This window comes from Streptomyces sp. NPDC014882 (assembly GCF_043081325.1).
GTDB lineage: Bacteria > Actinomycetota > Actinomycetes > Streptomycetales > Streptomycetaceae > Streptomyces.
The window spans coordinates 91106-111732 of the sequence record NZ_JBIBWL010000018.1 but is presented as its reverse complement, the minus strand read 5'-3'; the positions used below and the strand labels follow the sequence as shown (position 1 = coordinate 111732).

Sequence of the window (20627 nt, the reverse complement as noted above, 5' to 3'; positions counted from 1 at the left end):
GGACAAGGCGATCGCTCACGCCGACGCCGCCGCGCCGTCGGCCAGACGCCGCCTGACCTCCCGGGCGGTCGCGGCCAGCCGCTCCGCCTCCGCCTCCAGCCGTTCCCGCCCGGCGGGAGCAAGAGCGAAGACACGACGAGCCCGGCCGCCCACCACCTCCTCACGCTCCACCCGGATCAAACCATCCGACAGCAGCCTGTCCAGCGCCCCGTAGAGCGCCCCGGTACGCGGCGCCACTCGGCCGTCGGTGATGGTCTTGACCTCCTGGGCGATGGCGTACCCGTGCCGAGGGGCATTCGCCAGCGCCGTCAGCAGCAGCAGGGCCAGCTCCTGCATTCCTCGTTCGCTCATGCCGACAGAGTATTCCGCCCGACGGACCTTCGGCGGGCGGCACCCGCGGCACCCGCAGATGCCCGGCCTGCCGCTGCCGAGGCCCGGACACGGACCGTATGCTCCAGGCGCCGGGACGCGACGGCCCCCGTCCGGGCGGCTCCTACCTGGCTCGACCACCGGGCCGGAGCGGTTCCCGGATTTCCGCGCCCGGTGTACGGCAGCGCCGGCGGACATCAAGGCGCATCCGGGCAACGTCAGCCTCGACTCGCTGCTCGACGAGATCTTCAAGCCGGGGCAGGTCCGTGCCGTCGGCCTCGCGGTCCCCGCCCCCACCGACCCCGAGTCGGCCGCGTCCTGGACGCCAGCGCACACCACTCGGCCCCCTCGCCATATCGACTGCGCGGGGGCCGGCCTTCGATCCGAAAGCTACTGGCGGGTTGCTTGTCACCTCGTTCGCCGCTCGTTGAAGGCACCCCACGGCGCGTCCCCGTACCGGAGGACCGCCGCGACGACGCGGGCCGCAACCGGGTGGGCCGCCCCCGGAGCCGGTCCGCTCCGGGGTGTTCGCCGCCGCGGCGTTCGGCGTCAGGGCGTTCGGCGTCGGGGTGTTCGGCGTCGGGGTGTCCGACACCGAGGCCTTCGCCGTCGGGGTCAGTTCGCCCACGGGGGAGTGAGCAGGGTTCCGTCGGCCAGTTCCGCCGTCAGGCCGACGGAGGTGGTGACCCAGGTGAGCGCGGTGTGGTCCGTGGGGTTCTCCACGCTCAGGGTCGACCCGGCGTTGACGATCACGGTGTCGCCCGCACCGACCCGTTCGGTGCGGCCGTCGAGCGTGAGGGCCAGCTCGCCGACGAGCACGTGGAGGATCTCCTCCCGGCTGACGGTGTGCGCGGGGGCCTCGGTCCCCGGCGGGATCTCGCCCCGCCAGGCGGCCAGCTCCTTGCTGCCGGTGCCGGGAGTCGCGTACGAGACGAAGCGGGCGCCGTGGATCTCGTGCGTCACGGCATCGGAGGAACGGACGAACGGCATGGGTGTCCCCTCGGAATATGGTCAAGCTGCTTGACTGAACGGGTCGCCTTTATAGTCAAGCTGCTTGACCGAAACGTCAAGGGTGTTTGAATGCGGACGTGCAGAACTCCGAAGCCCTCGCCCTGACCGCCGCCCTGCTCGCCGCCGCCGGTGATCTCACGCGGCGCATCAACGACGGCGTGGAGGCGCGCGGCTTCGAGGGGCGGCCCGCCCACGGCTTCGCCTTCGCGCGGCTCGCGCCGGACGGGGCGACCGTCACCGAGCTGGCCGCGCACCTCGGGGTGACCAAGCAGGCCGCCAGCCAGTTCGTCGACGAACTGGTCCGCAAGGGCTACGTCGAGCGGCGGCCGCACCCCGTGGACGCGCGGGCCCGGCTGATCGTCCTCACCGAACGCGGCCGGGACTGCACCCGCGCCGCGGAGGAGGCCGCCGCCGACGCCGTACGGGCCTGGGCCGAGGTCCTCGGGGAGGACGAGGTGCGCCTGCTGTGCGACCGCCTGGGGCGGATCGCCCCCTCCGGCCCGCTCCGGCCCGCCTGGTGACCCGGCGTCAGGCGCCCCGCCGCCGTCGACCGCCGCCGGAACTTTTTACCGACGCGTAACTTCACACTTCACCTACTCGCCCGTAACTTGACGGGTGAACAGCATCCTCGTGATCCGGATCACCAGGCGCAAGGCCGTCGAACCTCCCATGAGCCGCGAGGAGATCACGCGATGCTGCCCTGGAAACGCCTGCTCGGACCGCTCACCGCCCTGCTGCTGGCGATCGCGGCCACCGCCGTCCCCGCCGCCACGGCCGCGAGCACCGCCCACGCCGCCACCACCGCCTCGGGCCGGGGAGGGTGGAACGACTACGACTGCGTGCCCTCCGCCGCCCACCCCCGCCCCGTCGTCCTCGTCCACGGCACCTTCGGCAACTCCGTCGACAACTGGCTCGGCCTCGCGCCGTACCTCAAGCACCGCGGGTACTGCGTCTTCTCCCTCGACTACGGCCAGTTGCCCGGCGTCCCCCTCTTCCACGGACTCGGCCCCGTCGACAGGTCGGCACACCAGCTGTCCGGTTACGTCGACCGGGTCCTCGCCGCGACCGGCGCCGCCGAGACCGACCTCGTCGGCCACTCGCAGGGCGGCATGATGCCCCGCCACTACCTCAAGTTCCTCGGCGGAGCCGCCAAGGTGAACGCCCTCGTCGGCATCGCCCCCAGCAGCCACGGCACCACCCTCGCCGGACTGACCGGCCTGCTGCCCTACTTCCCCGGCGCCGAGGACCTCCTCACCGCCGCCACCCCGGCCCTCGCCCAGCAGATCGCCGGCTCCGACTTCATGACGAGACTGAACGAGGGCGGCGACACCGTCCCCGGCGTCCGCTACACCGTCATCGCGAGCCGGTACGACGAGGTGGTGACGCCGTACCGGACGCAGTTCCTGAGCGGGCCGAACGTCAGGAACGTCCTCGTCCAGGACCTCTGCCCGCTCGATCTCTCCGAGCACGTGCTGCTCGCCCTGACCGACCGGATCGTCTTCCACGAGGTGGCCAACGCGCTCGACCCGGCCCACGCCACCCCCACCACCTGCGCGTCCGTCCTCGGCTGACGGAGGTGGTGCCGCCGGGGCCCGGCCGGCCTGAGCCGCCGGTCGGGCCCCGGAGCCCGTCGGGTCAGCGGCCGCCCCGGCCGCCGGCCGCCGCACGCCGCCGCGCCGACGCGAACAGCGCGCCCGCCCCCAGTGCCAGCACGGCCGCCCCGACGGCCGCGAGGCGGGGCGTGCCGCCGTCGCCGCCGGTCTCGGCGAGAGCGCCGCCGGTCCCGGCCGCCTTCGGCGCGTCGGCGTCCGGCGCGGGGGAGACCGGCGTCGGGTCCGTCGTCGTGGCGGGGTCGTCGTCGCCGTGGCCGCCGTGCTCGACCGTCGACCTGCCGGCCCCCTCCTCGATCTGCTCCTCGGACGGCGCGGACGCGGCCGGCACCGGGGCGGGGCCGTCGCCCGGACCGCTCGCGGAACCGGCCGGGGCGACGCCGGCGGAACCGCTTCCCGGGCCGTTCTCCGCACCGCCCCCGGCACCACTTCCGGTATCGCTCCCGGCACCACTTCCGCTACCGCTCCCGGCACCGCTCCCCGACCCGTCGAAGGCGACGTCCGAGCAGGAGTAGAACGCCTCCGGGCTGTCCGAGCGCTGCCACACCGCGTACAGCACGTGCCGCCCCGAACGCTCGGGCAGCGTGCCGGAGAACGTGGAGAAGCCGCCGGCCGCGACCGGGTCGGTGGCCGTCGCCACCGGATGCTCCAGATCCAGGTCGGACCAGGCCAGCGGCCGCGCCGGGTCGTAACCGGGCCGGGTGACGTACACCGTGAAGGTGCCCTTGTGCGGGGCGGTCACCCGGTACCTGAAGGTGGCGGACCCGGCGTGCGCGCTCGTCGCCGGCCAGTCCGCGCGGGCCAGGTCGAGGCCCTTGAACGCGGCGTCGTTCGCGCTGCACAGCCTGCCGTCCGGGATCAGCTCCCGGTGCCGGCCGGCGGCGTCGCCGATGCGGATGCCGTTCCAGTCGTACAGCGCCTGCGTCCCGCCCGCCGCGACCGCCGCCCTGCAGGCGTCCGACCGCGGACTCTCGGGACCCTCCGCGTAACACTGCGCGACGCGGCTGACCGGGTCGCCCATCGAACCGTGCGCGGCCGCGGGACTCGCGGCCAGCACGGCCAGCGCGGTCAGGGCCGGCGGGGTCAGGCCCAGGGCGGCGACGGCGGCGGCCTTGCGGCGTGCGGGCATGGGGGATCTCCTCGGAACCGGTGCTGGTGTGTGCCGGAACCAAGAAACCCCGGAATCGCCCGGCGGGGACCCGCGTCGGCGATCTTTAGGGTCCCCTTAAGGACCTGCTGAGGCGGGGATCAGACAGGTAGCGTGCACGACATGACCAGTGACCGGATCCGGCCCGCGACGCAGGCCGACGTAGCGGCCGTCGAGGCGGTGACCGACGCCGCGTACCGCCACTACATCGAGCGCATCGGCCTCGTGCCGGTGCCCATGGAGGCGGACCACGCGGCGGACGTCGCGGCCGGAAAGGTGTTCGTCACCGGAGATCCCGTCATCGGCCTGGTGGTGGTCGAGGAGCGCGCAGACGAGCCGCCGGGCCACCTGTTCCTCGAGAGCGTCGCCGTCCACCCCGACGCCCGCGGGACGGGCGTGGGGCGACGGCTGCTGCACTTCGTCGACGCACACGCGCGTGCGCGGGGACTCCACGAGGTCAGGCTCTGCACGAACGTGCTCATGTGGGAGAACCGGCGGCTCTACCCGCGGTACGGCTACGAGGTCGTGGAGCGCCGGGCCGACGGGCCCTACGACCGCGTCCACTACCGCAAACGGCTGGACTGACGCGGGCCGCCGCGCGCCTCACCCGTCCGGCCACCAGGTGCGTGCGATGTCCTTGCGCACCTCGGGACGCCCGGCGGGGCGCTCCTCGGCCTCCTCGCGGGTCCTGCGGGATTCCGTCTTCTTCAGGGGCTTCTGCACGGTCGTACGGCGCATGGCTGCCTCCTCCGGGATCCACCGGGTTCCACGCTCTCACGGAGGTGGACCGGTCCCGGGAGAGTTCCTCACCGCCGCCCGTCCTGTCAGTGGCGGCTGTCACGATTCGTATGTCAGTGGTGGGTGTCACTCTTGGCCCATGGCAAACCAGAGTGACGGGACGACTTCGCCGCGTGTCGACTGGGACGCGCGGGCCGCCGCCTTCGACGAGGAACCGGACCACGGACTGCGCGACCCCGACGTGCGCGCCGCGTGGGCGGACCGGCTGCGCGCCTGGCTGCCGGACCGCCCAGGCGACCTCCTCGACCTCGGCTGCGGCACCGGCAGCCTGTCGCTCCTGGCCGCCGAGCGCGGACACCGCGTCACCGGCGTCGACCTCTCCCCGGCCATGATCGACCGGGCCCGCGCCAAACTCGCCGGGCATGACGCGGTGTTCCTGGTCGGTGACGCGGCGGCGCCCCCGGTCGGCGAGGAGCGCTTCGACACCGTCCTCGTACGGCACGTGCTGTGGACCCTGCCCGACCCCGGTCGCGCCCTGCGGCGCTGGTGCGGCCTGCTGCGCCCCGGCGGCCGGCTCGTGCTGGTCGAGGGCGTGTGGGGCGCCGTCAGCCCCGTCGGGATACCGGCGGACCTGCTCACCGCCCTGCTGGCCCCGCTCACCGGCCACGCGCGCGTGGAGCGGCTCTCGGACGACCCGCGGCTGTGGGGGAGGCCGGTGGAGGACGAGCGGTACGCGGTGCTGGCGGCCGTGCCGGACCCCGCGGCCGCGGGGTGACCCGCCGGGCGGGCGGGACTTCCGGCCCACCGGCCACCCCTACCCGGTGAGCTCGCCGAAGCGGTCCCCGCGGGCCAGCGCCTCCAGTTCGTCGAGCGCCCGCACCGCGGCGGCCGCCGCCCGCGGGTCCCGCTCGGCCAGCCCGCTCTCCGCGAACTCGTCCTCGTCCAGCCGCCGTACGTCGTCGCCGTCGGCGGAGCGCCACAGGTCCAGGTCGAGATCCTCCACGACCAGCTCGGTGCCGGTGAGGGTCGCGGGGCGGGTGACGTCGCAGTACCAGCCCTTCAGCGCGCCGGACGCGCCGCGGACCTCCTTCACGGAGTACCAGCGGTCCCGCCAGTAGTACTCCGTGAAGACGTCGCCCGGTTCGAACCGCACGAAGCCGAAGTCCCGCACGCCCTCGCCCGCCCAGGGGGCCCGGACGGCGATCCGGGTGCCGTCGTCGGAGAGCAGCCCGGCGGGGTAACGGATCTTCGTCCGGCCGCCCTTGACGAGGACGACGTCCACGAAACGGGCGGGGTCAGCCGAGTTCACGGGCATGGCGCACCTCTGTCGCACAGATCTCGTAGCCGAACCACTTGTTGACGGCGAGCATCGGGCCGTTGCCGGTGTCGTTGCCGGTGAACGCCTCCCGGTGTCCCGCGGCGCGGGCACGGTGCAGCGAGGCGTTCTTGACGAGCTTGGCCAGGCCCCGGCCGCGGTGGGCGCGGGCCGTGCCGGTCATGCCCGTGGAGTAGCGGCCCGCGCCGTCGGTGCGGGCCGCGGTGAACGCGACGGGACGGCCCTCGGCGACGGCGACCACGGTCAGGCCGAGGTCCAGCAGCGGATGCCGCCAGGTCTCCTCCAGCCAGGCCTCGTAGTCGGTGAGCCCGGCCTGGATGTCGCCCGGTTCGTCCGCGCTCACCTCGGCGTCCAGGTCGAACAACGGGCGGGGGTCGGCCGCGAAGTCGGCGGCGGTGCGCAGTTCGACACCGGCCGGAGGGTCCTGGAGCGGGGGCAGCGAGCCGTTCGCCAGGTCCAGGCGCAGGAAGTGCGCGGAGCGGCTCGCCCGGTAGCCGCGCCGCCCGGCAAAGCCGCGGTGGTCCGGCTCGTCCAGGACCCAGGCGAACACCCGCGCCGCCCCGTGCGCCGCCAGGTGCTCCTCGCCCGCCCGGGTCAGCGCCGACCCCGCCCCGCGGCCGCGGCGCGCGGGGTGCACGTACACGTTGAGGGAGCCCTGGCCGGGCTCCGGGCTGTCGTGGGCGAGGCCCACCTGGGCCGTGCCGACGATCTCGCCGCCGGCCTCGGCGAGGAGCTGGCGGAAACGGGCGCCGGGAGGGGTGCGGGTGAGGTCGTGGACCACGGATTCCGGGGTGGACACCATGAACGGCAGGGCGGCCCGCCGCACCCGGACGAAGCCCTCCACGTCCGCCGGCGCCCCGGGACGCAGATCACGCACGATGACGGTCATGCGCCGCACGCTATGCGTCCGGTCCGCCGGGGTGCCTCCCATTTTCCGGCGGGTGCGGGAGAATCGGCCCGTGACCTTGAAGATCCACATCGTTGAGGGCGTCGCGCCGTACGAACAGGTGAGGACGCAGATCGCCGAGCAGGCCCGGTCGGGGGCGCTGCCGGTGGGCCATCGGCTGCCCACCGTACGGGGCCTGGCCGAGTCGCTGGGCCTGGCGGCGAACACGGTCGCCAAGGCCTACCGGGCACTGGAGACGGACGGCGTGATCGAGACCCGCGGGCGCAACGGCACCTTCGTCGCCGCCACGGGCCCGGCGGCGGAGCGGGAGCTCGCCGCCGCCGCGCAGACTTACGCGGAGCGGGCCCGCCGGCTGGGCCTGGGCGAGGCGGAGGCCCTGGCGGCGGTCCGGGACGCCCTGCGGGCGGCCAACGGCTGAGGCCGGCCGTTCAGTCCGCCGGCACGGCGGGGGGCCGTGCCGGGCGCAGGCCCGCCCGCTCCGCGAGCCGCCCGAACAGCAGCGCGTTCTCCACCGCCGCGCCGCCGGGATCGTTGTTGAAGTAGGCGTACACGTCGGCGCCGGCCGGCCAGGCGGTGGCGATGCGGCCGGCCCACGTCTCCAGCGCGCGCCGGCCGTAGCGCGGCCACGGGCGGGCGCGGCCCTGGTGGAAGCGGACGTAGCCCCAGTCGGCGGTCCGCCACAGCGGGGTCACCGGGCGGGACCGGGCGTCGGCCCAGCACAGGGCCGCGCCCCGGCGCTCCAGGACCGCGCGGACCCGGGGGGTCCACCAGGAGTCGTGGCGGGGTTCGACGGCGACCCGGGTGCCGGACGGGAAGCGGGCCAGGCAGGTGTCCAGCAGGTCCGGGTCGGCGCGCAGGGTCGGCGGCAGCTGGAGGAGGACCGGGCCCAGGCGGTCGCCGAGCCCGGCCGCGTGGGCCGTCAGGCGCCGTACCGGCTCCTCGGGGTCCCGCAGCCGCTTGACGTGGGTGAGGTAGCGGCTCGCCTTGACCGCGACGACGAAGCCCGGCGGCACCCGTTCGGCCCAGGACGCGAAGGTCTCCCGCGAGGGCAGCCGGTAGAAGGCGTTGTTGATCTCGACGGTGGCGAAGTGCGCCGTGTACTCCTCCAGCCACCGCCGCACGGGCACGCCGGCCGGGTACAGGACGCCCCTCCAGTCCTCGTACTGCCAGCCCGACGTGCCGACGAACAGGGTCACGCCTCCATCGAAGCACCAGTGCCGGTCCGGCGGGCCGTGCCGGGCGGGACGCGGGGTCCGGCGCGCCCTTCCCCGCGGGGGCGCTCCCGTCGCGTCGACGCCCTCCTCCGCCTCGCGGCCGGACCCGCCGGCCCCCGCTCGTCCCGGCCCCCGCTCGTCCCGGCCCCGCTCGCTCCGGCTCCGAGGCGCCGCCGGCCCCCCGCCGCCGTGATCCGCCGGCCGGGGCCCTACAGGTACAGCCCCGCGTCGGCCCCGCCGCGGGGTTCCGGCAGTGACGTGGGGGAGGTGCCCCGGCGCAGCGCGTACAACTCGGCGAGGGTGGCACCCTCGCGGCCGACGCCCTCCTCGGTGCCGAGCCAGTCCACCGCCTCCCGGCGGCTCAGCGGACCGACCTCGATCCGGGCCAGGCAGCGGCCCGGCCGCACGACCGCCGGGTGCAGCCGCTCCAGATCCTCGTTGGTGGTCACCCCGACCAGGACGTTGCGCCCCTGGCCGAGCAGGCCGTCGGTGAGGTTGAGCAGCCGGGAGAGGGCCTGGCCCGCGGTGTGCTTGGCCTCGCCGCGGATCAGCTCGTCGCAGTCCTCCAGCAGGAGCAGCCGCCAGCGGCCCTTGCCGGGGCCGTCCTCCTCGCCGATCGCGATGTCCATCAGGTAGCCGACGTCGGAGAACAGACGCTCGGGATCCAGCACGCAGTCGACCTGGCACCAGTCCCGCCAGGAGCGGGCGAGGGTGCGCAGCGCGGAGGTCTTGCCGGTGCCGGGCGGGCCGTGCAGCAGGAGCAGCCGGCCGGCGATGTCGTCGGGGGTCGTGCCCATCAGGCGGTCCATCGCCTCGGCGACGGGGGCCGTGTAGTTGGGGCGGATCTCGTCCCAGGTGCCCGCGGCGATCTGGCGGGTGGTGCGGTGCGGGCCGCGCCGCGGGGAGACGTACCAGAAGCCCATGGTGACGTTCTCCGGCTGGGGTTCGGGCTCGTCCGCCGCGCCGTCGGTCGCCTCGCCGAGGACCTTCGCGGCGAGTTCGGCGCTGGTCGCGGTGACGGTGACGTCCGCGCCGCGGTTCCAGCGGGACACCAGCAGCGTCCAGCCGTCGCCCTCGGCGAGGGTGGCGCTGCGGTCGTCGTCGCGGGCGACGCGCAGCACGCGAGCGCCGTGCGGGACCAGGTCGGCGCCGGAGCGGACGCGGTCGATGTTCACCGCGTGGGAGTACGGCTGCTCGCCCGTCGCGAAGCGGCCGAGGAACAGCGCGTCGACGACGTCGGACGGGGAGTCGGAGTCGTCGACGTTGAGCCGCATCGGCAGGGCGTCGTGTGGGTGCGCGGACATGCCCGCCATGATCCGGCACGGACGGTCCGCGTGCACCCGGTTTCCGTACCGCGCGCCGGTGTGCCGGATCTGTCCGGTGCGCGGGGCGCGGCCGCGGTCCCGTGCCGGAGGACGCGGCCGGAGGGCGCGGCCGGGGCCCGCCACCCCTGCCGCCTCCCCGGCCGCGCCCTCCCGCGAGGGACCGCGGGACCGGCCCGCGCCGCGCCTCGCGGCGTGGACCGTCAGAACAGGGCCCCCACCGCCCTGCGGCGGATCCGCCGGGTCCTGCGGACCACCGCGTACCCCTTGGTGAGGGCGCGGTCGCGGGCGAAGGCGCGGGCGACGGCGCGTCCGTCGAGGAGCCGCTCGAACTCCTGGACGGACGTGCCGCGCCGCACGGTCACCCGCCGCAGGGCGTACGGCCCCTGCGCGCGCCGGGCCAGCGCGTTGCCGACCGCGAGAGCCTGGGCGAACCCGTGCTCCCGCACGGCCGTGCGCACCCGTCTGCTGGAGTAGCCGTACGGGTAGGCGAACGACACCGGCGGGGCGCCCAGTTCGCCGGCGACGATGTCCCGGCAGCGGGCCAGTTCGGCGTGCAGCGCGGTGTCGTCGAGCTGGTCGAGCTGCGGGTGGCTGTGGCTGTGGCCGCCGATCTCGACGCCCGCGCGGGCCAGTTCGCGCACCTGCCGCCAGTCCAGCATGGTGTCCGGGCCGCCGCCGGTGTCGTGCGCGCCGCGGAGCCAGCCGGTGGAGACGAACAGGGTGGCCGGGAAGCCGTGTCCGGCCAGGGCGGGCAGGGCGTGGCGGTGCACGCCCTCGTAGCCGTCGTCGAAGGTGATCAGGACGGGCAGGGCGGGCAGCGGGCGGCCGGAGCGCCAGCGGGCCGCGAGGTCCGCGGTGGTCAGCGGGGTCAGGCCCCGGTCGGCGACCATCGCCATCTGTCCGGCGAACGCCGCCGGGGAGACCGAGAGGGACCGGGTGGCGTCGTTCGGGTCGGACGCGACCGCGTGGTACATGAGGATCGGGATCCGCGCCTGCGTCATGCGGCGGCCTCCCGGTCCGCCCCGGCGGGCGCGTCGATCCGCACCGGCGGGAACACCGTCCCGCTCCGCCGCGCCCGTAGGCTGCCCACCACGTAGCCGGCGGCGGCGGTGAGCACCCCGGCGACGATCGCGCCCGCGCGCCGGGCTCCGCCGGGGCGGGCCAGTGCCTGGTCGCGCAGCCCCCGGACCACCCCGGCCGGCAACACGCGGGTGACGTACCGGCGTTCGGACTCCAGGCCCTTGCCGGCGCCGACACTGCGGGCGACGAGCGCCTTGGACAGGCCCTCGGCGTAGGTGCGGGTGCGGAAGTACGCGAAGTGCTCGCGCGCCTCGGGCACCCGGTGGTGGATGACCGCGCGGTCGTCGACGAGCAGGACGGCGTCGGGATCGGTGCGGCCGAGCCGGATGCACAGCTCGGTCTCCTCGCCTCCCAGCGGCCGTTCGTCGCCGTCGCGGCCGATGCCGGTGGCGAAGCCGCCCGCGAGGTCGAACGCGGTCCGCCGGAAGGAGGCGTTGCCGCCGAGGACGTTGCGGACCCGGACCAGGCCGGGCGGCAGGCCCCGGTAGGAGCAGCCCACCACCCAGTCGAACTCGTCGGGGAACCAGTCGGGACGCCGTCCGGACGCCCACACCGGCTCGGTCCGGCCGCCGACGGCCATCACCCGCGGGTCGTCGTAGGCGGCGGCGAACCGGCTCAGCCAGTCGCGTTCGGCGACGGCGTCGTCGTCGAGGAAGGCGACCACCTCGCCGCGGGAGGCCGCGATGCCGGTGTTGCGGCCGGCGGACAGGCCGCGCGGGCCCGCGTTGGGCAGCACCCGCACCCCGGCGACCCCCTCGTACTCCCCGCTCAGCCGGTCCAGGAGCACCGGGTTGTGGTCGACGACCAGCAGGGTCTCCAGGGCCGGCCGGCTCTGCGCGCGCACCGAGGCGACCGCCGCGAGGATGTCCTCCCAGCGGTCCTCGGTGTACACGCAGACGACGACGGAGACGCGGACGGCGGCGGAGGAGCCGTGGCCGGCGGCGGATCCGCGGTCGGCGGCGGAGTCGTGGCCGGGCCGGCCGGCCGGGGCGTCGTGCGCGCTCAAGACACCTCTCCCCGGCCCCCGTCGAGCATCCGCGTGCGGCGGTCGCGGCGCAGCGCCCGCCGGTTGGACCGTTCGCCGAGGATCACCCGCAGCACCCGCAGCCCGTCGCGCACGGCGCGCAGGTTGCTGACGCCGTGGATGCGCAGGTACTCGTGGCTGGGGATCTCCTGCACCCTCAGTCCGGCCTTGACGACCCGGATGTTCATCAGGGTCTCGACCTCGAAGCCGGTGCAGTCCAGGTCGATCTTGTCCAGGCAGTGCCGCCAGAAGGCGTTGTATCCGTAGCACAGGTCGGTGTAGCGGGCGCCGAACTTGCGGTTGACGACGGCGCACAGGGCGCGGTTGCCGAGCCGGCGGACGAAGGTCATGTCGTCGGTGCCGCCGCCGTTGGCGAAGCGGGAGCCCTTGGCGAAGTCCGCGCCCGAGACGAGGGCGGAGACGTACGACACGATCTCGTCGCCGTCGGCGGAGCCGTCCGCGTCGACCATCACGATGATGTCGCCGCTGCACGCCGCGAAGCCGGTGATGAGGGCGTCGCCCTTGCCCCGGCCGCGCTGCTCCACGACCTTGACGCCGGGCCACAGTTCCCGCGCGACCTCGACGGTGGCATCGGTGGAGTTGCCGTCGACCAGGACCACTTCGTGGATCCAGTCCGGCAGGGTCTTGAAGACGTACGGGAGGTTCTCGGCCTCGTTCATCGCCGGGATGACGACGCTCACCGGTGGCGTGATGGCCAGGTGGGAGGAGATGGGCCGGTACTTCCCGGCGGTCGACGGGGCCTGACGATCCTGGCCCGGTGTCGCCGGATGCAGAACGGAACTCATGGGTCTGGTCCCTCTCGTCCGGTGGACCGCCCACCCCCGGGCGGCCCGGATGTAAGTCCGGTTCGAAAGGGGGGTTGTGGTGTCACCCGCGGCCGCACGGCATGACGGAAGGCCTCTCCGTCGGCCCTGCGGCCGGGCAGGCGGAAGACCTCTCCGCGCACCCCGGGTGAGCAGGCAAAGCTGACCGGCCACCGGAAGAAGACGGCGGCCGACTGCGCGGCACGACCCGGTCACCAGGTTCGGTCACCGGGCACGGCACCCCCCTACCGCGCCCCGCGCCGGAAACCGTCGCGGTCCTTGAGCCCTCCCCCGGGCCCTGTCGTCACCTTCTCGCCTGCCCCGCGACGCCATGCACGTGCTCTCGCTGCACCGGGCCCCGACCCGGGTACATCCAGTACGAGGGTCGGGGCCCGGCACGCCGAGAGCACGCACCCGACGCCGCGGGGCCCGCCCTCCGGGCGGACGACGGGAAGGTGACGACAGGGCCCAGCCGCTTACCGACGGTCCGATGCGGGTGAGATGTCTGACGGTATTGACGAATACGCCCGTATGGCAAGACCTGGAACGAGGCCTCACCTTTTTGTTCGTTTGACCGTTACACAACGGGTCGTCCCGCACCGGGACGGACCTCGATGGTCAGGAACCTGACACAAACGCTCCCCGGAGGCCGGGTGTGCCTCCGGGGAACGGGGGTGACCGGTCGCCGCCTCAGCGGCGCCGGATCACGGGACGATCTTCAGCAGGCGGTTCGGCGAACCGGTGCCCGCGCCGGTGACCTTGCCGGTGGTCGCGCCGTTGACCAGGGCCGTGGCGACCTGGGCCGGGGTGGCCGAGGTGTGGCCCGCCAGGTAGACCGCGGCCGCGCCCGCGACGTGCGGGGTCGCCATCGACGTGCCGGAGATGGTGTTCGTGGCGGTGTCGCTGGTGTACCAGCCCGCCGTGATGGAGGAGCCGGGGGCGAAGAGGTCCAGGGACGAACCGTAGTTGGAGTAGCTCGCCCTGGCGTCGGTGCTGGTGGTGGCGCCGACCGTGATGGCCTCGGTGACCCGGGCGGGGGACGAGGAGGAGGCGGTGGTGTTGCTGTTGCCCGCCGCGACGGCGTAGGTGACGCCGCTGGATATGGAGCGGCGCACGGCCGCGTCCAGGGTGGTGGAGACGCCGCCGCCGAGGGACATGTTGGCGACCGAGGGGCCGGAGTGGTTCGCGGTCACCCAGTCGATGCCCGCGATCACGCCGGCCGTGGTGCCGGAGCCGGAGTTGTTCAGCACGCGGACGGCCACGATCTTCGCCTTCTTGGCGACGCCGTAGGTGGTGCCCGCGATCGTGGTGGCGACGTGGGTGCCGTGGCCGTTGCCGTCCTGGGCGACGTTGTCGCCGTCGACGGCGTCGTAGCCGTTGACGGCCCGGCCGCTGATCTGGGAGTGCGTGATGCGCACGCCGGTGTCGATGACGTAGGCCGTCACACCGCTGCCGCCGGAGTCCGGGTAGGTGTAGGTGCCGGACAGCGGGAGCGAGGTCTGGTCGATGCGGTCCAGGCCCCAGGGGGCGCTGGACTGCGTGGCGTCCACGTGGACGGTCTGGTTCTGCTCGACGGTCGCGACCGCGGGGTCGGCGGCCAGTCTCCTCGCCTCGGCGGCGGAGAGGGTCGCGGTGTAGCCGTTCAGCGCGGCGCCGAACGTCTTCTTCACCGAGCCGCCGTAGCTCTCGACGAGGTCCTTGCCCGTCGCCGAGGACGCCCGGAAACCGGCGTCCTGCTTGAGGGTGACGATGTAGCTGTCCTTGACGGCGGTGGGGGAGCCGGCCGCGAGGACCCGGCCCTCGGCCGGGGCGGCCTGGGCGGGAAGCGCGGTCAGGCCGCCGACGAGGGCGGCGGCCGCCACGGTGGCGGCGGCGGAGACGCGGACCTTGGTGCTGCGAAGGTGTGCCATTACGAGGGAGTCCTCCTCTAGGCGGCGCGCGCCGGGGTGGGGGCGCGCGTCTGTGGGGGGTGCGCGCGGAGTCGGCGCACACGGCGTCGAGCGTCGCGGCGTTCCGCTCTCGGCCGGGGTAAAGACTCCGTCATCTACCGCCGTAGAACAAGGGTGTTGAAGGACAGTCAACAAAATTGACGTGTTCACGTAACGAACAGGAAATGATCGATCGCCGCCGGGCCGAAAAGACTTGGCATGAACACTTCCTGTCAACGCGCGTAGCTGGTACCAAGGTTGGCGCAGAGATCCTGCTAAGGGAGGTTCCATGAGACGTTCCCGCATTGCCGTACTCGTCAGCTCGCTCCTCCTCGCCCTCGGCGCTGCCCTCACCGGGGCGGCCTCGGCACAGGGAGCCCAACTCGCCGCGACCGGGGGATATGTGGCCCTCGGCGACTCCTACTCCTCAGGTGTCGGATCCGGCAGCTACATCAGCTCCAGCGGCGACTGCAAGCGCAGCACGAAGGCCTTCCCGTACCTCTGGAACGCCGCACACGCCCCCGCCTCGTTCTCGTTCACCGCTTGCTCGGGCGCTCGAACGGGTGATGTTCTCGCAGGACAGCTCGGCCCGCTCAACTCCTCCACCGGCCTGGTCTCCATCAGCGTCGGCGGCAACGACGCCGGCTTCGCGGACGTCATGACCACCTGCGTCACCAGCTCCGACAGCACCTGCCTCAGCCGCATCAACACGGCGCGTTCCTACGTCAGTTCCACGCTGCCCGGCCAGCTCGACAGCGTCTACTCGGCGATCCGCTCCAAGGCGCCCGCCGCCCGCGTCGTCGTCATCGGCTACCCCCGCTTCTACCAGCTCGGCACGACCTGCCTGGGGCTGTCCGAGACCAAGCGCACCGCCATCAACAACGCCTCCGACCTCCTCAACAGCGTCACCGCCCAGCGCGCCGCCGCCCACGGCTTCGTCTTCGGAGACGTCCGCACCACCTTCACCGGCCACGAGATCTGCTCCGGCAGCTCCTGGCTGCACAGCGTCAACTGGCTCAACATCGGTGAGTCCTACCACCCGACCGCGTCCGGCCAGTCGGGCGGCTACCTGCCGGTCCTCAACAACGCCGCCTGAGTCCTCACCCCGAGGACGACACGGAGGGGGAGGCCCCGCCCGACGGGGCCTCCGTCTCGCACGTGACCGAGAACGGCACCGCTTCCGACGTCACGCGACGCGGCTCGCGCACCTCGACACCGATCGCGTCGCGGTACGTCCCGCTCTCGGCGGGCGTGGTCACGACCACCCTGTCCTGCCCCGACGTCCCGCCGCCGGCCGGAAGTTCCAGGGTCTTCCAGCCCGTGTCCACGAGTCCGCCCTCCCGCGACACCCACCGGTAGGACACCCGCGCGGGCAGCCGCCCCACCGTGAAGGTCGCCGTGAACGCGGGCGCCCGCGCGTCCGGCGGCGGGCAGGACCCCGAGTAGTCCGTGTGCGATCCGGTGACCGTGACCGCCACGGACTGCGGCGGCGCCTCGCTCGTGGCGCTCCCGCTCCCGCCCGGACTCGCCTCCGGCGAGGGTTCCCGGCTGTCGGCGGTCCCGCTCTCCCGCGGTGTCGCGGACGGACTCACACCCTGCGAAAGGCTGCTGACGGTCCCTCCACCGCCGTCGCCGCCGCCCCCGTCCTCCCGGCTCAGCAGCGCGTACGTCAGCCCGCCGACCGCCAGTGCCAGCGCCGCCACGCCGGCGATCAGCACCCCCGCGCCACGCCGGTCACGGCCGGGCCCGGTCCGGGCGGCGCCCCCCTGCGGGCCGGCCCAGGACGGCCCCGGCGACGGCGGCGGTCCCGGCGACGGCTCGGTGCGCGACGCCACCGGCGGTCCGGCGGCCGTCGGCGGATACGGCGTCGCCGACCGGAACGCGCCGGGCCGGGCGGCGCCGCCCGCGGCGACGGCCCGCAGATCGGTCTCGGCCACCTCGGCCGGCACCCGTTCGGCCGGGTCCTTGCGCAGCAGCCCCTCGATGACGGGGGCCAGCGCGCCCGCCCGGCGCGGCCGCGGCAGCTCCTCGTCGACGATCGCGCGCAGGGTGCTCAACGGCGTGTCGTGCCGGAAGGGGGAGGTGCCCTCGACCGCCGCGTACAGCAGCACGCCCAGCGACCACAGGTCCGACTCGGGACCCGGCGTGCGGCCCAGCGCCCGCTCCGGCGCGAGGAACTCGGGCGAGCCGATGACCTCGCCGGTCATGGTCAGCGCCGAGGTGCCCTCGACGGAGGCGATACCGAAGTCGGTGAGCACCACCCGGCCGTCGTCGGACATCAGCACGTTGGCGGGTTTCACGTCCCGGTGCAGTACGCCCGCCTCGTGCGCCGCCCGCAGCGCGGCCAGTACCTCGGCCCCGATGCGCGCGGCCCGCGCGGGCTCCAACGGGCCCTCGGCCCGGAGCAGTTCGGCGAGGGAGACGCCCCGCACCAGCTCCATGACGATCCACGGCCGGCCGTCCTGCACGACCACGTCGTACACCGTCACCACATTGCGGTTCGCCACCCGGGCGGCGGCCCAGGCCTCCCGCTCCAGCCGGGCGTACAGCCGCTCGACGTCCGAGGCCGGCAGTCCGGCCGGGGCGCGGACCTCCTTGACGGCGACCTCGCGGTGCAGCACCTCGTCCCGGGCCCGCCACACCGTGCCCATGCCGCCCTCGCCGAGCGGGGACAGCAGACGGTAGCGGCCCGCGATCAGACGCTCACTGCCGGGCTCCTCGGTCACCGCGCACCCCATTCCCCCTTCGCATCCCGGTGAATACCTCCCCAACGTAGCTCAGACCAGGACGGACGCGGCCCCCTTGAACACCAGCCCGGCACCGAGGGCCACGACCACCAGCGCCGACCACAGGGGCAGGTTCCGGCGCACCAGCGCCACCGCCGGGTGACCGGTCCGGCGCGGGCTCCGGTCCAGCAGCCGGGCCGCGCCCGCGCCCAGCCGGACGACGGCGAACCCGGCGGCCGTCAGGGTCAGGGCCAGCCCGATCCCGTACGCGACGACGAGCAGCAGCCCGAACCACGCGTGGCCGAGGGCCGCGGCGCCGACCAGCACGACGACCGCGGAGGGACTGGGGACCAGCCCCCCGGCGAAGCCGAGCAGGATCGTGCCGCGCAGGGTCGGGGCGGTGGGGTGGCTGTGGGGCACACCTCCGTGGGTGTGGGTGTCCGGGTCCGTGTGGTGGTGCCCGTGATCGTGCCGGTGCTCGCCGTCGTGGCGGTGATGATGGTCGTGGTCGTGGTCGTGGTCGTGGTCGCGCGGGTGCTCGTGAGCGGTGGTCCGGCCGGGGTGCTCCGCGGGCGCGCCGACCAGGGCCGGCCGGCGGGCGGGCGGTTTCGCCGGCGGGTGCGGGTGCGGGTGCGGGTGCGGGTGCGGATGCGGATGCCCGTGTCCGGTGCCGCCGGTCCGGTGGTGCCAGGCCCGTCGTACGAGGGTCGCGCCCGCGAACAGGACGAGGGCGCCGCTGGCCAGGCCCAGCCAGGCGACCACCGAGGGCGCGGCGGCCGAGCCGGCGGTGACCAGGAGGCCGAGGGCGACCACGCCGAGGGTGTGGGTGACGGTGACGGACGCGGCCAGGGGCAGGACGTCCCTGAAGCGGGCCCGGTCGCCGCGGGCGGCCGCCGTCGCGGCCATGAGCGTCTTGCCGTGTCCGGGCGCGAGGGCGTGCATCGCCCCGAGGCCGACGGCGAGGACCAGCGCCAGCGCGGCGAAACCGAGGGTGAGGTGCTGCCGGGCGACCAGGCCGTCCAGGGCCCGCGTCCAGCGGTCCGCGCCGCGGGGCAGCACGGACGCGGCGGGCGCGTCGTCCTCCTCTTCCCCGGTGAGCGCCGGGCCGCCGGGCCGCACCCGCAGGGAAGCGGTCGCGGTGTCGGCGGGCGAGGACAGCAACTCGGCCGGATAACGCGTCAGTTCCCCGGACACCGACTCCCGCGGTACGTCCGCGCCGGTGAGCGTGGTCCGGTCGCCGCGCGCGGTGATCTCGCGCCAGCCGGGCCCGGAGGAGGCGCCCGCGCTCCGGAAGGTGAGCGACACCGACGCGGCCCGGGGCAGCGGAGCGGTCAGCCGGCACCGCACGCGCAGGGTGTCCAGCCCCGCCTGCCCCGGCCGCAGCTCCGCCTTCGCGGCGCCGGCCGTGAGGGCGACCGTACGGCCGTCGACGGTGAGGCGGCTGTCCGCGGCGGCCGTGGCGCACCGCTGCCGGGCCCACCCTGCCGTACCGAGCCGTTCGACGTCCGGCTTCGCCTGGGTCGCCGGGATCTCCGCGAGGTCCTCCACGTGGTCGACGCGCAGCTGACCGGGGGCGGCCACGAGGCCGTCGTACCGGTTGACGGTGAAGTTGCCCAGGGGGTGCGCGCTCGCACCGGCGGAGGGGAACAGGACGAGCGCGCACCCGGCCGTCAGGACGGCCGCGACGGAGGCGAACGCGCGACGGGGCGTCACTCGGCCGCCTCCAGCGCCTTCAGGGCGGCACGGGCCTCGCGGGCCCCGAGGGCCGAGAAGCCGGGGTTCAGTTCCAGGGCCGCGGTGAGGTGGGCGCGGGCGTCGTCCGGGTGGCCCGTGGCCCGTTCGATCACGCCCCGGTGGTAGAGGAAGGCGGCGTTGCGGTAACCGGTGGCCGTGGCCTGCCGGGCGTGACCGAGCGCCTCGTCGTCCTCGCCGTTGACGTGCAGGGCCCAGGCGAGGGCGTCGGCGGTGTGCACGGTGCGGCGGCGGTTCCACTCGGCGCGGGCCGCGCGCAGCGCCGCCGCCCGGTCGCCGTGGTCGGCGGCGGCGAGCGCGGTGTCCAGGTCGACGTTGACGCCGCCCGCGCGGGCGAGCGCCGTCCAGGCGTCGACGAGCCGGTACCGGTCCCGCGCCTTCGCCGCGTCGCCCTCCCCGCCGCGCACCTCGTACAGCTCGCCCGACGCGACCAGCGGGCCGGGGAGCGGGAAGCGGGCGACCACGTTCTCCAGCTCCTCGATCGCCTCCGCCTGCCGGCCGCTCGCCGCCAGGGCGCGGGCGCGGCCCTCCAGCGCCGGGAGGTAGTCCTCGTCGGCGGCGAGGGCGCGGGCGTAGTGGGTGAGGGCGGTGGCGTCGTCGCCCTGGTTCCAGGCGAGCAGGCCGAGCTGGGTGGCCACGTAGGCGATGTCGCCCGGCGCGGTCGAGGCCGCGAGCGCCCGGTCCAGGACCCGGCGGGCGCCGGCGACGTCGCCGTGCAGCTCCCGGACGTACGCGTAGCGGGTGAACACCGGTATGCCGGGCCGCCGTTCGTCGGCCGTGCGGGCCGCCCGCGCCGCCTCCTCGTACCGGCCCAGTTCGACGAGCGCGTCGATGCGGGAGCACAGGGCGCGTTCGTTGTAGGGGTTCAGCTCCAGGGCCCGGTCGGCGTCGGCGAGCGCGTCGGCGAACTCGTGGCGGGCCGCGGCGAGCGCGGCACGGCCGGCCAGGGCCTGGTCGTTGTCCGGGCGCAGGGCGAGGGAGCGCTTCAGCGCCCGCTCGGCCTGCGGGTAGCGGGAGGGGTCGCCCTGGGTGCGGGCCTGCTCGACGTAGGCGAGGCCGAGGGTGGCCCAGCCGCCGAAGTCCTTCGGCTGGTCGCGGAGATGGGCCTGGAGCGAGGCGATGCCGGTGCCGAGGTCGGCGGCCGCGAGCAGACCGGGGGAGACCGCGGCGGCCGTCACCACCGGCGCGTCCGCGCCGTCCCGCACCGCGCCGAACGCGATCGCCCCCGCGGTGAGGCCCACGGCCAGCAGGGCGGCACAGGCCCCGAGCCGCACGGACCGCCAACGGCGCCCCGCGGCGGCGACCCGCCGAACGGCGGCGACCCGCTCCTCGGCGGGCCGGGCCGCTTCGGGCACCGCGGCGGCCGGGGCGGCTCCGGCGGCTTTCGCGGTCCCCGCCGCTTCGGAAGCCCCGGCCGCACCGGCGGTCTCCGTCGCCTCCGGCCGTGCCGCCGGCGTGCCCGCCGTCAGCCCGGACCCGGTCTCCCCGGACCCGGTCTCCCCGGACGCCGTCTCCTCCACCGGGGCGGTGGCACCGGGCCCGGAGGCCGGCCGCTCGCGTTCCGGTCCGCCGTCGTTCGTACGCGGGGGCATGCCCTCTCCTCGGTCTCCTGGGGTGAATCGTCCTGCGCACGTGC

Annotated in this window: 21 protein-coding genes; 6 read left to right on the top strand and 15 right to left on the bottom strand. The window is 75.0% G+C overall.

What is annotated here, in order from left to right; all coding sequences use genetic code 11:
• Positions 1-15: 15 nt before the first annotated feature.
• Together ACF09K_RS30810 and ACF09K_RS30805 are read right to left on the bottom strand one after the other, a co-directional pair.
• On the bottom strand, positions 16-351 hold the full coding sequence (locus tag ACF09K_RS30810) for a PadR family transcriptional regulator (protein ID WP_392248606.1): 336 nt from the start codon (positions 349-351) through the stop codon (positions 16-18).
• 633 nt (positions 352-984) lie between these two features.
• Positions 985-1359, bottom strand: coding sequence for a cupin domain-containing protein (locus ACF09K_RS30805; protein WP_392248605.1), 375 nt, complete (start codon positions 1357-1359; stop codon positions 985-987).
• A gap of 98 nt (positions 1360-1457) precedes the next feature.
• Between ACF09K_RS30805 and ACF09K_RS30800 the strand changes: the two genes are divergently transcribed.
• On the top strand, positions 1458-1901 hold the full coding sequence (locus ACF09K_RS30800) for a MarR family winged helix-turn-helix transcriptional regulator (RefSeq protein ID WP_392248604.1): 444 nt from the start codon (positions 1458-1460) through the stop codon (positions 1899-1901).
• 171 nt (positions 1902-2072) lie between these two features.
• Positions 2073-2951, top strand: a complete 879-nt coding sequence (locus ACF09K_RS30795; RefSeq protein WP_392248603.1) for an esterase/lipase family protein — start codon at positions 2073-2075, stop codon at positions 2949-2951.
• A 64-nt stretch (positions 2952-3015) separates the two neighbouring features.
• Here the strand turns inward: ACF09K_RS30795 and ACF09K_RS30790 are convergent, their stop codons facing one another.
• Positions 3016-4119, bottom strand: a complete 1104-nt coding sequence (locus tag ACF09K_RS30790) for a lytic polysaccharide monooxygenase (RefSeq protein ID WP_392248602.1) — start codon at positions 4117-4119, stop codon at positions 3016-3018.
• A 141-nt stretch (positions 4120-4260) separates the two neighbouring features.
• Here ACF09K_RS30790 and ACF09K_RS30785 point away from each other — a divergent pair, with 141 nt between their 5' ends.
• Entirely contained in the window at positions 4261-4722 is a 462-nt protein-coding gene (locus tag ACF09K_RS30785) for a GNAT family N-acetyltransferase (RefSeq protein WP_392248601.1), read from the top strand.
• Between the two features lie 18 nt (positions 4723-4740).
• Here ACF09K_RS30785 and ACF09K_RS30780 read toward each other — a convergent pair whose 3' ends face one another.
• Positions 4741-4875: a hypothetical protein gene (locus tag ACF09K_RS30780; protein ID WP_392248600.1), complete on the bottom strand. Its 135-nt coding sequence runs from the start codon at positions 4873-4875 to the stop codon at positions 4741-4743.
• 139 nt (positions 4876-5014) lie between these two features.
• On the opposite strand from ACF09K_RS30780, the gene ACF09K_RS30775 reads away from it, so the two are divergent.
• Entirely contained in the window at positions 5015-5650 is a 636-nt protein-coding gene (locus ACF09K_RS30775; protein WP_392248599.1) for a class I SAM-dependent methyltransferase, read from the top strand.
• Positions 5651-5689: 39 nt separating this feature from the next.
• Here the strand turns inward: ACF09K_RS30775 and ACF09K_RS30770 are convergent, their stop codons facing one another.
• Together ACF09K_RS30770 and ACF09K_RS30765 are read right to left on the bottom strand one after the other, a co-directional pair.
• Positions 5690-6190 carry a DUF402 domain-containing protein gene (locus ACF09K_RS30770; RefSeq protein WP_392248598.1) on the bottom strand — a complete coding sequence of 167 codons (501 nt, stop codon included), beginning with the start codon at positions 6188-6190 and terminating at the stop codon, positions 5690-5692.
• Positions 6171-7100, bottom strand: coding sequence for a GNAT family N-acetyltransferase (locus ACF09K_RS30765; protein WP_392248597.1), 930 nt, complete (start codon positions 7098-7100; stop codon positions 6171-6173). The genes ACF09K_RS30770 and ACF09K_RS30765 overlap by 20 nt, the downstream gene beginning before the upstream one ends.
• 70 nt (positions 7101-7170) lie before the next feature.
• On the opposite strand from ACF09K_RS30765, the gene ACF09K_RS30760 reads away from it, so the two are divergent.
• Entirely contained in the window at positions 7171-7536 is a 366-nt protein-coding gene (locus ACF09K_RS30760; protein WP_392248596.1) for a GntR family transcriptional regulator, read from the top strand.
• A 10-nt stretch (positions 7537-7546) separates the two neighbouring features.
• On the opposite strand, the gene ACF09K_RS30755 is transcribed toward ACF09K_RS30760, so the two are convergent.
• The 6 genes from ACF09K_RS30755 to ACF09K_RS30730 form a co-directional block, all read right to left on the bottom strand.
• Positions 7547-8314, bottom strand: coding sequence for a DUF72 domain-containing protein (locus ACF09K_RS30755; RefSeq protein ID WP_392248595.1), 768 nt, complete (start codon positions 8312-8314; stop codon positions 7547-7549).
• Positions 8315-8541: 227 nt separating this feature from the next.
• Positions 8542-9636: a DUF5925 domain-containing protein gene (locus ACF09K_RS30750; RefSeq protein ID WP_392248594.1), complete on the bottom strand. Its 1095-nt coding sequence runs from the start codon at positions 9634-9636 to the stop codon at positions 8542-8544.
• Positions 9637-9857: 221 nt separating this feature from the next.
• A complete protein-coding gene (locus ACF09K_RS30745; RefSeq protein WP_392248593.1) occupies positions 9858-10658 on the bottom strand; it encodes a polysaccharide deacetylase family protein in 801 nt (266 codons plus the stop codon).
• A complete protein-coding gene (locus tag ACF09K_RS30740) occupies positions 10655-11629 on the bottom strand; it encodes a glycosyltransferase family 2 protein (RefSeq protein WP_392248651.1) in 975 nt (324 codons plus the stop codon). The genes ACF09K_RS30745 and ACF09K_RS30740 overlap by 4 nt, the downstream gene beginning before the upstream one ends.
• A 110-nt stretch (positions 11630-11739) precedes the next feature.
• Positions 11740-12567 (bottom strand): glycosyltransferase family 2 protein, encoded by an 828-nt coding sequence (locus tag ACF09K_RS30735; RefSeq protein ID WP_392248592.1) that lies wholly within the window; start codon positions 12565-12567, stop codon positions 11740-11742.
• A 722-nt stretch (positions 12568-13289) separates the two neighbouring features.
• Positions 13290-14495, bottom strand: coding sequence for a S8 family peptidase (locus tag ACF09K_RS30730; protein WP_392248591.1), 1206 nt, complete (start codon positions 14493-14495; stop codon positions 13290-13292).
• Between the two features lie 307 nt (positions 14496-14802).
• Between ACF09K_RS30730 and ACF09K_RS30725 the strand changes: the two genes are divergently transcribed.
• Complete coding sequence (locus ACF09K_RS30725; protein WP_392248590.1) at positions 14803-15609, top strand: SGNH/GDSL hydrolase family protein; 807 nt, start codon at positions 14803-14805, stop codon at positions 15607-15609.
• Positions 15610-15613: 4 nt separating this feature from the next.
• Here ACF09K_RS30725 and ACF09K_RS30720 read toward each other — a convergent pair whose 3' ends face one another.
• The 3 genes from ACF09K_RS30720 to ACF09K_RS30710 are packed head-to-tail and all read right to left on the bottom strand — an operon-like array spanning position 15614 to position 20583.
• Positions 15614-17251 carry a serine/threonine-protein kinase gene (locus ACF09K_RS30720; protein WP_392248589.1) on the bottom strand — a complete coding sequence of 546 codons (1638 nt, stop codon included), beginning with the start codon at positions 17249-17251 and terminating at the stop codon, positions 15614-15616.
• 39 nt (positions 17252-17290) lie between these two features.
• Complete coding sequence (locus ACF09K_RS30715; RefSeq protein ID WP_392248588.1) at positions 17291-18952, bottom strand: nickel transporter; 1662 nt, start codon at positions 18950-18952, stop codon at positions 17291-17293.
• Entirely contained in the window at positions 18949-20583 is a 1635-nt protein-coding gene (locus tag ACF09K_RS30710; RefSeq protein ID WP_392248587.1) for a tetratricopeptide repeat protein, read from the bottom strand. Before ACF09K_RS30710 ends, ACF09K_RS30715 begins: the two co-directional genes overlap by 4 nt.
• Positions 20584-20627: the final 44 nt, after the last annotated feature.